Origin of the sequence: Rhizobium sp. R635 (assembly GCF_002211285.1) — a bacterium.
GTDB lineage: Bacteria > Pseudomonadota > Alphaproteobacteria > Rhizobiales > Rhizobiaceae > Rhizobium.
The window spans coordinates 162,413-174,984 of record NZ_LOKX01000004.1 but is presented as its reverse complement, the minus strand read 5'-3'; the positions used below and the strand labels follow the sequence as shown (position 1 = coordinate 174,984).

Below are 12,572 nucleotides of genomic sequence, written 5' to 3'. Positions count from 1 at the left end.
GGGACCGGATATCCAGCAAAACCGGTGAAGAGCGAAATCTATCGGCGCATTGACCACCGCAGGCCGATCATCGCTGCGATCCCCAGTATCGGCCACACCGCCCAGAAGGTCCCGCTCCAGGTGAAGAGGTTGATGCCGATGATGCCGAGCGCGACGATCGCGAGCGCGGCGAACTTGCGGTCGAACCAGGTCTGGCCGCGATTCCAGGCAAGCGCCGCCACGACGGCGAGCGCCAGCACGGGAAACCGCGCCCAGAAAACGCCCTGCCACGACAGCAGATTGATGACGATCATCACGACGGCGATGACGCCGAGCACGGCAAACAACCTCCGTCCGCCGGGTGCCGGCCTTGCCTCGGCCATGACGGCCGCCGCCGGCTGCGGCCGGGCGGCGGCGGGTCGTTCGGCGGCGGGCCGTTCGGCAGGCGGGGCCTCGTCGCCTCCGTCGCCGATTCTCACCGCATAGCTCGGAACGCCCTCTTCGACATTCTTCACCATCAGCGGCCCGAGAAACTCGAAACCGACCGCCACCTTGTTGCGCACCTGGTCGTAGACGGTGCTCGATATGACGATGCCGCCCGGCGAAGCCGATGTCTGCAGCCGCGCGGCGATATTGACGCCGTCGCCATAGATGTCGTCGCCTTCGACGATCACGTCGCCGAGATTGATGCCGATGCGGAAGAGCATGCGCCCGTCGCTCGGGCGGCGGGCATTGAAGCCGGCAAGTTCGTTCTGGGTATCGACGGCCGCGCGCACCGCCTCGACCACGCTCGGAAACTCCGCGATCAGCCCGTCGCCCCAGGTGTTGACGACGCGGCCGCCATGGCTTTCGATCAGGTGCCCCATCGCTTCCCGGCAGCGCTTCAGCGTCGCGAGCGTCCCCTCCTCGTCGGCTCCCATCAGCCGCGTATAATCCTGCACGTCAGCACAGAAGATCGTCGTCAGCTTACGCCGCGTGTCACTCATGGCTCCTCGTCTCCGCGCCGAGATCGCTGCAAAGGCCGAAGCTGGTCGAATGGAGGTCGATATGGCCGATTGCAGCGAGGGTCAGGTTACTAAGCCTTTGTGTTCGTTGCCACCGATAATTGTTATCTCGGAGCAAGGCCATCGAGCAGGAAGTCGAGGCCTTTGCGGAAAGCGCCGTCCCAATCATTATCCAGCAGCAGACGAGAGCGTTCGATTGCCGGGTAGTGTTCGTTGAGGCCTGCAAGCCGCTGCTGCGCGGCGGCCCTGTCCTCCTCCGAAAGATCGAAGTTCGCCCGGGTGACGGTAGCGCCCATCACATAGTTCCAAAGCGACCATATCGCGGCGTTCAAATCCGCATCGGCGACACCGGCGCCGGAGAGAATCCTGTTCAACCGTTCCAGCCGGGCGAGGATGTTCGGGCCGAGCGCCCGGCGCGGCAGCAGCAATGCCGACCAGGGATGGCGCAGCATGCCGGCGCGCCAGTCCTCAAGCATATGAACGACTTCCCCGCGCCAGTCCTCGGACGCGGCCGTTTCGGGCGATCCGCGATATGCGAGCACCGAGTCGAGCGCCAGGTCGAAGACTTTCTCCTTGTTGTCGACATGCCAATAGAGGCTCATCGCCCCCGAACCGAGACGATCGGCAAGCCGGCGCATCGTCAACCCGTCGACGCCTTGAGCGTCCAGCAGTTCCACCGCGGTCGCGACGATCCGCTCCAGAGACAGAGCCGGTTCATTGCGCGGCTCCTGCGCGGGCCGCGCAGACGCGGTTTTCCCCGGAGACCGTTTGCTCTGCGCGCCGCTGCGTTTGGCTGCCATCCGTTTTCCCTGCCGATCACTGCGCCGATTTAAGCGGACAATGTGGGGAATGTCGATCCTCGACAGTTGACTCGTACGATGTACGATGCAATTCAATCGTACATCGTACGAGTTAATTCGACCATCCGGCGCGAGGTCAGTCCTTCGCGCCCATCGGAGCCAAGAAAAACCATGTCACGCGCAATCCAGCATCTGCTCATCGGAGGCCTCATCATCATGACGACAGCGGTTCCCAGCATGACGACAGCAAGCGAGAAGGATCTCAAGCTGACCATCGTCAACCCGCAGAAGCTCTACGACCCGACGCCGAACGGCTACAGCACTGCGGTGATCGTGCCGCGCGAAGCTCGGCTCGCGTACATCTCAGGACAGGGTGGCCAGGACGGCACCGGCGCCCTGTCGCCTGATTTTGCCGTCCAGGTGAAACAGGCCTACGCAAATCTGCACACCGCCCTCGATGCGCTTGGCGCAAGGCCGGATCAGGTCGCCAAGCTCACGGTCTTCGTGGTCGATCACGATATGTCCAAGCTCGAGGTGCTGACCAGGAACGTCAAGGAAATGTTCGGCGAGGCACTGCCGGCGCAGACGCTGATTCCCGTGCCCAAGCTCGCCATCGACCCCATGCTCTTCGAAGTCGAAGCCGTCGTCATGCTGGAATAGCGGCAGCGATCATCGCTGCAAGGAGCGACCCGCCAGCCAGTCGTGAAACGCGCCGACCTCGTGCCGTCGTAACGCCTTGGGCGCAGCCACGATGTAATAGGCCCATTTGACGGGCCATCGGACCTCCGGCAGCAGATGCGCCAGCCGGCCACTCTCCAACTCCTGCGCCACGAGCGCCTTTCGCACGAGGGCCACGCCTCTTGCCGCGACCGCCGCGTGAATGACGGCGGCGGTGGAATTGATCTTCAGGCCGCCATCGGCGGGCGCCTGGTTGGCGCCGGCTCGGGCGAGCCATTCGCTCCAGCTTGGAAAATCCCCGCCGGGATGGGCTGTTCCGTCATGGATCAGCGTCTGCTCCGCGATCCATCCTGCCGTTACGTCGCGATCGGCGGGCAAGAGCCTGTTATGGCAGACGGCGATGATCTCTTCGCCCATCAGAAAGGTGGACCGCACGCCCTTCCAGGAGCCCAGGCCGCATCTGATGCCGATATCCGCCTCGCCCTGGGCGAGATCGATGACCCGGTCCGAAACGTCGAGCCGCACGTCGATACCGGGATAGGCTGATGAAAAATCTTCGAGCCGGGACAAAAGCCAGTTGGCGACGAGCGCCTGCGACGCCGTCACCACCACGACCGAACGGGCCTTGCGGCCGCTGAGCTTGCGAAGGCCGGATTCGAGAAGATCGAGCCCTTGGGCAATCTCTTCGAGAGCCTCCCGCGCCTCGTCGACCGGCGTCAGGCGCTCGGTGCCGGAACGGCTCCGCCTGAACAATGGATATCCGACCCAATCCTCCAGCGAGCGGACAAGCTGGCCGACGGCGGGCGGCGTGACGTCGAGTTCGGTGGCCGCCCCGACGAAGCTGCCGTGCCGTGCAGATGCCTCCAGCGCCTGGAGCGAACGTAGTCTGGTGAGGTTTCTCATATCGTTCACGACAAAGTTTTTCTTTCTTTGCGATATGGCGTCTTTTCCTCGCGAACGCAAATCCTCGCGTTAGCATATGGCGGAAAACACGAGGATTTGACACATGGTTCTGCAAGGAAAGACAGCATTGGTGACGGGCGGCTCGAGCGGCATCGGCCTCGCCGCCGCACGCATGCTGCGCGACAACGGCGCCCGCGTCGCGATCACCGGACGCTCCGGGGAAAAGCTCGCGCATGCCGTGGCCGAGCTCGGCGGCGACGTCCTTGCCATCGAGGCCGACGTTTCCTCCCTCGAAGAGCTGAGACTGGCAAACGGCAAGATAAGGGAGACATTCGGATCGCTGGATATCCTGTTCGCCAATGCGGGCGTTGCGCTCGGCACGCCGCTCGCGACGACGGACGAGGCCACCTATCACAGGATCATGGATGTGAACGTGAAGGGCGTCTTCTTCACGGTACAGGCGATGCTGCCGCTGATGCGCGAGGCCGGCTCGATCGTTCTCAACACCTCCTGGCTCAACCAGGTCGGAACACCCGGCCGGGCGATCCTCTCCGCCTCGAAGGCGGCGGTCCGCTCCTTTGCCAGAACGATGTCGGCGGAGCTGCTCGACAGGAAGATCCGGGTCAATGCCGTCAGTCCCGGTTCGATCGAGACGCCGATCCACCGCGGCAGCAACCAGAGCGAAGAAGAGTTCCGCAGCTATGCGGACCGGGTCGGCACGCAGGTGCCGCTCGGCCGCATGGGCAGGCCGGAGGAGATCGCGGCCGCCGTGCTCTTCCTGGCAAGCGACGCTTCGAGTTACATGCTCGGCGCGGAGATTGTCGTCGATGGCGGCAGATCGGAGCTATGACCATGCTGTTGAACGAAGACCTCACCAGGCGAACGCTCGTCCATGCCGCAGAACGCGACTGGGTGGCGAGCCCGATAAAGGGCGTGGACCGGCGCATGCTTTTCCGGATCGGCGGGGAGAAGGCCCGCGCGACATCGATCGTCCGTTACGCCAGGGAAAGCCGGTTCTCGCATCATGAACATCCCGGCGGCGAGGAGTTTCTCGTCCTCGACGGCATCTTCCAGGACGAGAGCGGCGACTTTCCCGCCGGCACCTATGTCCGCAACCCGCCCGGGTCAGGACACGCGCCGCGAAGCGAAGACGGCTGCACGATCCTGGTCAAGCTCTGGCAGTTCAAGGCGGCCGATCGTGAACGCATCGTCCGGCTGCCCGGCGAAGGCCAGCCATCCCAAGCTCGCCCCGGCGTCGCCTCGTCGCGGATGCTCTTCAACGGCTCGGACGAGCGCGTGATGCTGGAGGATTGGCATCCGGATGCCGAGATCGAGATCGCCAATCCGAACGGACTCGAACTGCTGGTGATCGAAGGTGGCTTCACGGAGACCGGCGACACGCTCGGCCGCTGGAGCTGGCTTCGCCTGCCCGCCGGCCGGCCGCTTCAGGCAAAGGCCGGAGGGCAAGGCGCGCGCGTCTGGTACAAATCCGCCCCGCTCCTGCATCAGGACGTCTGCGTCTTCGACAATCCCGAACGCCCTGGGGATAAATGAACATGGAAACTTGCAAAGTGGCTGTGGTCGGCGGCGGCCTGGCCGGGCTCTACACGGCCCAGGCGCTCAATGCTTCCGGCGTCGACGTCGTCCTGCTAGAAGCGCGCGAGCGGCTTGGCGGCCGTATCCTAACGGCCGATGAAACCGGCCTGCCGGCGGAAGACGGCTTCGATCTCGGCCCTTCATGGTATTGGCCGCTGATGCAGCCAGCCATGGCGACGCTCGTCGGCGAGCTCGGTCTTGCCGCCTTCGGCCAGAACAGCGAGGGAGCCGTCGTCTTCGAACGCATGTCGCGCGAGAAGCCGCAGCGCTATCTGCCGGCGGCGCTGGATCAGCAGTCGATGCGGCTTGCGGGCGGCACGGCGGCGGCGATCTGTGCCCTGGCGGGCAAGCTCCCGGCTGAGCGCGTCCGTCTCGGCACGATGGTGACGGCAATGGATCTCGCCGAAAACGGCGTGCGGCTCACCCTGAAGACGGGCGACGAGAGCGCGGAAGTGCTGCATGCGGAACTCGTCGTCGCCGCCTTGCCGCCGCGGCTCCTGGAGGCAACACTCACATTTGCGCCTCCACAGGAGCCGGCAACCGCCGCCCGCTGGCGCAATACCCCGACATGGATGGCGCCGCATGCGAAATTCTTCGCCATCTACGACAAACCCTTCTGGCGCACGGATGGCCTCTCCGGCACGGCGCAGAGCATGGTGGGGCCTCTGGTCGAAATCCACGACGCGACGACCGCCTCGGGCAAGGCGGCCCTCTTCGGTTTCCTCGGTGTCGGCGCGGATCAGCGCGCCACTCTTGGCGAGCAGGTCTTGAAGCAGGCATGCCTCGCACAGCTTGCGAGGCTTTTCGGCCCCGAGGCCCTTGAGCCGCGCGCGACCCTGCTGAAAGATTGGGCTGCCGATTCGCTGACAGCGACCGCGGCGGACCGCGCAGGCGGCGGACATCCCGTGCCGGGAAATCCGCGCTGGGTATCCGGCCCGTGGGAATCCCGCCTTCTGCTGGCGGCAAGCGAAACCAGCGAATCCGAACCGGGATATCTCGCCGGCGCCGTCATCGCCGCCAAGCGGGCCGTCGCGGAAATCCGGTCCAAGATGGATAGAGAATGAACGTCATTCAGCAAGTTTCGGCAGACCCTGAGACCGCAAGGCGCAATTCATGGATTCTGACTGTCGCGCAAGCCTTCGGCGGCGCGAACGCGCCCGTCGTCGTTTCGCTCGGCGGACTGGTGGGGCAGCAGCTGTCGCCCGATCCCGATCTCATCACCCTGCCGGTCAGCCTGCTCAACCTCGGGCTGGCGCTCGGCACCCTGCCGGCGGCCTATGTCATGCGCCGCTTCGGGCGGCGGGCGGGTTATCTGCTCGGCACGGTCATCGGTCTGGTCTCCGGCCTGATCGCCGCCATAGGCATCGTTCTCGGCAGTTTCATCGTCTTCTGTCTCGGCACCTGCCTTGCCGGTTTCTATTCGTCCTATGTCCAGAGTTACCGTTTCGCCGCGACCGACCATGCGAGCGGAGCCGAGAGCCAGAGGGCGATCGCCCGCGTCATGATCGGCGGCCTCGCGGCAGCGATCATCGGACCGCAGCTCGTCATCTGGACGCGTGATGCGGTTCCGGGAACGCCCTTCGCCGGAAGCTTCGTGAGCCAGGCGGTCCTCGCCGCGCTGGCCTTCCCGATCCTCTTTCTGCTTCGCGCATCTTCGCCGCCGAGAATCGCCGGCCGGGAAAGCGCTGCCGAACGGCCGCTTTTCCAGATCCTCTCGTCGCCGCGTTATCTCCTGGCCATCGCGACAGGCGTCGTCTCCTACGGCCTGATGACCTTCGTCATGACCGCCTCGCCGATCGCCATGGTGGGGCACGGACATTCGATCGACCAGGCGGCTCTCGGCATCCAATGGCACATCCTTGCCATGTACGGGCCGAGCTTCGTGACCGGGCGGCTGATGGTGCGCTTCGGCAAGGAACGGGTGGCCGCCGTCGGCCTGCTCCTGATCGGCGGCTCGGCAGCGGTTGCGCTTTCCGGCTTCGACATCGCCCATTTCTGGATCTCGCTGGTGCTGCTCGGAATCGGCTGGAACTTCGGCTTCATCGGCGCGACCGCCATGGTGGCCGACTGCCACACGCCGGCCGAGCGCAGCAAGGTTCAGGGGGCGAACGATTTCCTCGTCTTCGGAACCGTCGCCTGCGCCTCCTTCTCATCGGGATCGCTGCTGCACAGTTCCGGCTGGGAAACGATCAACTGGATCGTGCTTCCCGCTGTCGCCCTGGTTCTGGTTCCCCTCGTCTGGCGCGCGGCCCGTCCGGTCCACGCTTCGTAACGGGTTTCAGGCAAGCCGCGCCACTCGGCCACCTCGCGACGGCACCGTTGCACCGCTCTCGCCGCTATTCCTCGAAGCGGCCCTCCCCCTCGCGATCATGCTCATATCGTCTCGCAAGCGGGAACGGCGGCAGCCAGGATTCGCGGCGGACCGTCCAGAGTTCGTAGGTCGGGACCAGTTGGTCGGGCGCGTCAAGAGAGCCCAGATTCACTTCGATTTCGTCGGCGGTGCGGGAGAAAACCGACGAGCCGCAACGGGGGCAGAAAAACCGCCCGGCATAGGCGCGCGTTTCCCCCTCGATCGTCACCGCATCCTCGGGAAATATCGCCGATGCGTGAAAGAGCGCCCCGTGATGCTTGCGGCAGTCGAGGCAATGACAAAGGCCGACCCGGTACGGACGTCCCGACGCCACTATCCGCACTTCGCCGCACAAGCAGCCGCCCGTGAAACGCTCCATCTGCGCCTCCTTCAGAATCAAGCGGTCCGTGCGTCCAAGGCTGGCGCCGACAGCCGGTGGCGAGCCAGAGCCTTACCCGAGGGGCCTCGGAGAAAGTCAACCCATCACTGAACGATCTTGCGCGGGCTTGCCGTATGCTCCCTCGCCACGACGTTCGAACCGTCGATTTCCTGAAGCAGGACATCGTAGCCCCAGAGGTCGGCGAGATGCTGCAGGACCTGTTTCATGTCGGTCTCCTGCAGATAGCAGCCGTTCATGACGATGTGCTGCAAGAGCAGGCGACGGTCGCCGGCGAGGTCGACGTCGACGATATCGATCGCCGGGTCGGTCCAGCCGATATCGTATTCGCGGGAGAGCTGGCGGCGGATGCGGAGATAACCGCGCTCGTTGTGGATCGCCGAAACCAGTATGCCTTCGGTCTGTTCCGGATCGTCGTAGAGATGGAACAGCCTGAGTTGGCGCATCAGGTTCGGGCTCAGGAACTGGCTGATGAAGCTTTCGTCGCGGTAATTGGCCCAGATATCGCGGAGCACGCCCATCGCATCGCCGCGTCCCGCGATATCGGGAAACCATGCGCGGTCCTCTTCCGTCGGGGCAGTCACGATCCGCTCGATGTCCTGCATCATCGCAAAACCGAGCGCATAGGGATTGAAGCCCGAGAAGCGCCGGTCGTCGTAATTCGGCTGGAACACGACATTGGCATGCGATTTCAGGAATTCGAGGAAGTTTCCGTCGCTGATCTGCCCGCGCTGGTGCAGCCGGTTCATGATCTGGTAATGGACATAGGTCGCGGTTCCCTCGTTCATCACCTTGGTCTGCCGCTGCGGATGGAAATATTGGGCGACATGGCGGACGATGCGAAGGATTTCGCGCTGCCATGGCTGCAGCCGCGGCGCGGTTTTCTCCAGGAAGTAGAGGATATTGTCCTGCGGCAGGCCGAGCGCGGCGCGCCGCTTTTCGAGCCCGATGTCACCCGCCTTTTTCGCCTTGCCGACGGGAACCGTGCGCCAGAGGTCATTATACATCTGCTCTTCGTGAAGGCGGCGCTCCTGCAGCCGCTTCTCTTCCTGGCGAAGATCGAGCGTGTTCTTGCCCGCGTACCGGTGCACGCCATGCGACATCAGCGCATGGGCCGCATCGAGCGTGCGCTCGACCGCCACTTCGCCGTAACGCTCCTCGCAGCGGGCGATGTAACCCTTGGCGAAATCGAGATAGTCGAGGATGCCTTCCGCGTCGGTCCAGAGCTTGAAGAGATAGTTGTTCTTGAAGAAGTGGTTATGGCCGAAGGCCGCATGCGCGATGACGAGCGTCTGCATCGTCGCCGTGTTCTCCTCCATCAGGTAGGAGATGCAGGGCGAGCTGTTGATGACGATCTCATAGGCAAGGTCGCGCATCCCCCGGCGATAGAAGGCTTCGTGATGGGCGAAGTGCTTGCCGAAGGACCAATGGCGGTAAAAGAGCGGCATGCCGGTCGAGGAATAGGCGTCCAGCATCTGCTCCGAGGTGATCACCTCGATCTGGTTCGGATAGACGTCGAGGCCGAGTTCGCCGAGCGCGATATCCTCGCAGGCATCGTGGATGCGCTGCAGTGTCGTGAAGTCCCAGTCGGCGCCTTCGAACAGCAGCAGCTCTTTCGCCCTCAGCGTCGTGGTCATGGCGTTACCTTCGATTGTGCGTCACGTTTCTGGAAGAGATCGTGGAAAACCGGGAAGATCTCGCTTCGCCGGCAGACCTTACGCATCGAAAGCGGCAGGAGTTCGGAGCGGATGCCTTCATAAAGCATCCAGAGAGGCGAACGGGATATCGAGGAGTCGCCGCCCTCTTCGCCGACTTCGATATAGGCGAAATACTGGCAGAGCGGCAAAATCTCCTGCAGCAGCTGCCCGGTCAGGCTTCCGTCCGAATGGGCGTTGTCGCCGTCCGAAGCCTGGGCGCCGTAGATGTTCCACTCGGCCGGATCGAAACGCTGCGCGATGATCCCGCGCATCGCCGCAAGGGCGCTCGATACCAGCGTGCCGCCCGTCGCCGGGCCGTAGAAGAAGGTTTCCTCGTCCACCTCCTCGGCCCTGTCGGTATGGCGGATGAAGACGATCTCGACCTTCTTGTAGCGCTTCGACAGGAAGAGGTAGAGCAGCAGGTAGAACCGCTTCGCCAGGTCCTTCATGTGCTCCGACATGGAGCCGGAGACGTCCATGAGGCAGAACATCACGGCCTTCGCCACCGGCTTCGGCTCGTTTTCGAAGCGGCGATACCGCACGTCGAGCGGATCGATATAAGGAATGCGCCGGCTTTTTTCCTCCAGGGTCTTGAGCTTTGCCTCGAGCCCCAGGCGGATCTCCTCGTCCTCGCATTCCGCGATCTGCCGCTGCAGGTCTTCGATCTCTTCGGGACGCGGGCGGCGAAGCGCGATACGGCGCATCATTGCGAGCCTGGTCGTGCGGCCGACGGCAATGTTGGACGGCGATCCCGAGACGGAATAGCCGGCCCGGAACGGCGTTTCCTCCTCGGTTTCGGCCAGCCGCCGCTTGGCGAGGTCGGGCAGTTCCAGATCGTCGAGGAAGACGTCGAGGAATTCCTCGCGCGTCAGCACGAAACGGAAGCCGTCCTCGCCGTCGCCCTCGCCCGCATCCTTCGGCTTCCCGCCCTTGCCGCCCGGCGGCCGTGGAAGGATATCGCCTTCCACGAAGGCCCTGTTGCCGGGCAGGATATGGTCGCTGATGCCGCCGTCGCCCCTGCGTAGGCTCGGTTCGGCCATTCCATCGATCGGCAGGCTGATTTCCCCGCCGTCGAGCACATCTCGAATGTTTCGGTTTTGCAGAGAACGTTTGACCGCCTGCTGCACGGCGCCCTTCATGCGTCGAAGGAACCGCTGCCGATTTTCCAGACTTTTACCGCGCGGATTCAGCCGCCGGTCGACAATGTGCATAATGGCTCCGCATTAACTTGCCTGTTTGACGCGCATGTACCATTCCACAAGGCGTCGAACCTGCCTCTCGGTGTAACCCCGCGCGGCCATGCGCGAGACGAATTCGCTGTGCTTCTTTTCCGTTTCGGAATCCTTCTTCGATCCGAAGGAAATGACCGGCAAGAGATCCTCGACCTGCGAGAACATTCGCTTTTCGATGACTTCCCGGATTTTCTCGTAGCTCGTCCATGACGGATTCTTTCCGCCGTTGGCTGCCCGCGATCTCAAGCAGAACTTGACGATTTCGTTGCGGAAATCCTTCGGATTGGCGATTCCGGCGGGCTTTTCGATTTTCGTCAGTTCCTGGTTGAGGAGCTCACGGTCGAGAAGCTGGCCGGTATCCGGATCCTTGAAGTCCACATCTTCGATCCAGGCATCGGCATAATCCACGTAGCGGTCGAACAGGTTCTGTCCGTAGTCCGCATAGGATTCAAGATAGGCCTTCTGGATCTCATTGCCAATGAACTCTGCGTAACGCGGCGCAAGATCCGCCTTGATGAACTCGAGATAACGCTTCTCGACATCGTCGGAAAACTGCTCCCGGCGGATCGACTGTTCCAGCACATACATCAGATGCACCGGATCGGCGCCGATGTCTGTCGTATCGTGGTTGAAGGTGGAGGCGAGCACCTTGAAGGCGAAGCGGGTCGATATCCCGTCCATGCCCTCGTCGATACCCGCCGCATCCCGATACTCCTGTACGCTGCGGGCGCGCGGATCGGTTTCCTTCAGGCTCTCGCCGTCATAGGTGCGCATCTTCGAGAAGAAGGTCGAATTCTCGTGCTTGCGCAGGCGTGAGAGCACGGAGAAGCGGGCGAGCATTTCGAGCGTCGCGGGCGCGCATGGCGCATCGGCAAGTTCCGATCCCTCGATCAGCTTCTCGTAGATTTTCTGCTCTTCCGTCACGCGCAGGCAATAGGGCACCTTGATCACGCAGATACGGTCGATGAAGGCCTCGTTGTTCTTGTTGGCCTTGAAGGTCTGCCATTCCGCCTCGTTCGAATGCGCGAGCACGATGCCGGAGAAGGGTATGGCGCCGATATTCTCGGTACCGATATAGTTGCCTTCCTGGGTTGAGGTCAGCAGCGGATGCAGCATCTTGATCGGCGCCTTGAACATCTCGACGAATTCGAGGATGCCCTGGTTGGCGCGGTTCAGCCCGCCCGAATAGCTGTAGGCATCGGGATCGTTCTGCGAATAGGTCTCCAGCTTGCGGATATCGACCTTGCCGACCAGCGAAGAGATATCCTGGTTGTTCTCGTCGCCGGGCTCGGTCTTGGCGATGGCGATCTGGCGCAGCCGCGAAGGCTGGACCCTGACGACGCGGAAGCGGGAAATATCGCCGCCGAAATCATCGAGCCGCTTCAGGCACCACGGGCTCATCAGCCCGCTCAGGCGCCGCTGGGGAATGCCGTATTGCTCCTGCAGAAGCGGCCCCATCGTTTCCGGATCGAAGAGGTTGAGCGGGCTTTCGAAAACGGGGCTGATCTCGTCGCCCGCCTTCAGCACGTAGATCGGGTGGACCTCCATCAGGAGTTTCAGCCGCTCCGCCAGCGAAGACTTGCCGCCGCCGACCGGGCCGAGGAGATAGAGGATCTGCTTGCGCTCCTCCAGCCCCTGCGCGGCGTGGCGGAAGAACGAAACGATGCGCTCGATCGTCTCTTCCATGCCGTGGAAGCCGGTGAAAGCAGGATAGATCCGGATGGTCCGGTTCATGAAGATCCGGCCGAGGCGCGCGTCCCTTGAAGTATCGACCATCTGCGGCTCGCCGATCGCGGCGAGCAGGCGTTCGGTCGCATTGGCGTAGGCGATCGGTTCTTTTTTGCAGAGATCGAGATATTCCGCCACCGACATATCGGTTTCGCGGCGCGCTTCGTAACTGCGGGTAAACGCATCGAATACGGATTCGCTTAGCATG

At 63.1% G+C, this 12,572-nt stretch carries 12 protein-coding genes; 5 read left to right on the top strand and 7 right to left on the bottom strand.

What is annotated here, in order from left to right; translation table 11 throughout:
- Nucleotides 1-38: 38 nt before the first annotated feature.
- On the bottom strand, nucleotides 39-965 hold the full coding sequence (locus ATY78_RS05760; RefSeq protein WP_088681376.1) for an adenylate/guanylate cyclase domain-containing protein: 927 nt from the start codon (nucleotides 963-965) through the stop codon (nucleotides 39-41).
- A 122-nt stretch (nucleotides 966-1,087) separates the two neighbouring features.
- Nucleotides 1,088-1,783 (bottom strand): TetR/AcrR family transcriptional regulator C-terminal domain-containing protein, encoded by a 696-nt coding sequence (locus tag ATY78_RS05755; RefSeq protein WP_088681375.1) that lies wholly within the window; start codon nucleotides 1,781-1,783, stop codon nucleotides 1,088-1,090.
- Between the two features lie 171 nt (nucleotides 1,784-1,954).
- Here ATY78_RS05755 and ATY78_RS05750 point away from each other — a divergent pair, with 171 nt between their 5' ends.
- Nucleotides 1,955-2,443, top strand: a complete 489-nt coding sequence (locus ATY78_RS05750) for a RidA family protein (protein ID WP_088681374.1) — start codon at nucleotides 1,955-1,957, stop codon at nucleotides 2,441-2,443.
- 9 nt (nucleotides 2,444-2,452) lie between these two features.
- Here ATY78_RS05750 and ATY78_RS05745 read toward each other — a convergent pair whose 3' ends face one another.
- Nucleotides 2,453-3,364 (bottom strand): LysR substrate-binding domain-containing protein, encoded by a 912-nt coding sequence (locus tag ATY78_RS05745; RefSeq protein ID WP_088681414.1) that lies wholly within the window; start codon nucleotides 3,362-3,364, stop codon nucleotides 2,453-2,455.
- 103 nt (nucleotides 3,365-3,467) lie between these two features.
- Here ATY78_RS05745 and ATY78_RS05740 point away from each other — a divergent pair, with 103 nt between their 5' ends.
- From ATY78_RS05740 to ATY78_RS05725, 4 genes are read left to right on the top strand one after another with little or no spacing between them, the layout of a single operon-like run.
- Entirely contained in the window at nucleotides 3,468-4,214 is a 747-nt protein-coding gene (locus ATY78_RS05740) for a glucose 1-dehydrogenase (protein ID WP_088681373.1), read from the top strand.
- A 2-nt stretch (nucleotides 4,215-4,216) separates the two neighbouring features.
- Complete coding sequence (locus ATY78_RS05735) at nucleotides 4,217-4,918, top strand: cupin domain-containing protein (protein WP_088681413.1); 702 nt, start codon at nucleotides 4,217-4,219, stop codon at nucleotides 4,916-4,918.
- Between the two features lie 2 nt (nucleotides 4,919-4,920).
- A complete protein-coding gene (locus ATY78_RS05730; RefSeq protein WP_088681372.1) occupies nucleotides 4,921-6,024 on the top strand; it encodes an FAD-dependent oxidoreductase in 1,104 nt (367 codons plus the stop codon).
- Nucleotides 6,021-7,232, top strand: a complete 1,212-nt coding sequence (locus ATY78_RS05725; protein ID WP_088681371.1) for an MFS transporter — start codon at nucleotides 6,021-6,023, stop codon at nucleotides 7,230-7,232. Before ATY78_RS05730 ends, ATY78_RS05725 begins: the two co-directional genes overlap by 4 nt.
- A 64-nt stretch (nucleotides 7,233-7,296) precedes the next feature.
- Here ATY78_RS05725 and ATY78_RS05720 read toward each other — a convergent pair whose 3' ends face one another.
- The 4 genes from ATY78_RS05720 to ATY78_RS05705 form a co-directional block, all read right to left on the bottom strand.
- Nucleotides 7,297-7,689 carry a GFA family protein gene (locus ATY78_RS05720; protein WP_088681370.1) on the bottom strand — a complete coding sequence of 131 codons (393 nt, stop codon included), beginning with the start codon at nucleotides 7,687-7,689 and terminating at the stop codon, nucleotides 7,297-7,299.
- A 104-nt stretch (nucleotides 7,690-7,793) separates the two neighbouring features.
- Nucleotides 7,794-9,344, bottom strand: a complete 1,551-nt coding sequence (locus tag ATY78_RS05715) for a SpoVR family protein (RefSeq protein ID WP_088681369.1) — start codon at nucleotides 9,342-9,344, stop codon at nucleotides 7,794-7,796.
- The gene (locus tag ATY78_RS05710; protein ID WP_088681368.1) at nucleotides 9,341-10,615 is read right to left on the bottom strand and encodes a YeaH/YhbH family protein; all 1,275 of its coding nucleotides are present in this window, start codon (nucleotides 10,613-10,615) and stop codon (nucleotides 9,341-9,343) included. The genes ATY78_RS05715 and ATY78_RS05710 overlap by 4 nt, the downstream gene beginning before the upstream one ends.
- 12 nt (nucleotides 10,616-10,627) lie before the next feature.
- Nucleotides 10,628-12,571: a PrkA family serine protein kinase gene (locus ATY78_RS05705; protein WP_088681367.1), complete on the bottom strand. Its 1,944-nt coding sequence runs from the start codon at nucleotides 12,569-12,571 to the stop codon at nucleotides 10,628-10,630.
- Between the last annotated feature and the right edge of the window lies 1 nt (nucleotide 12,572).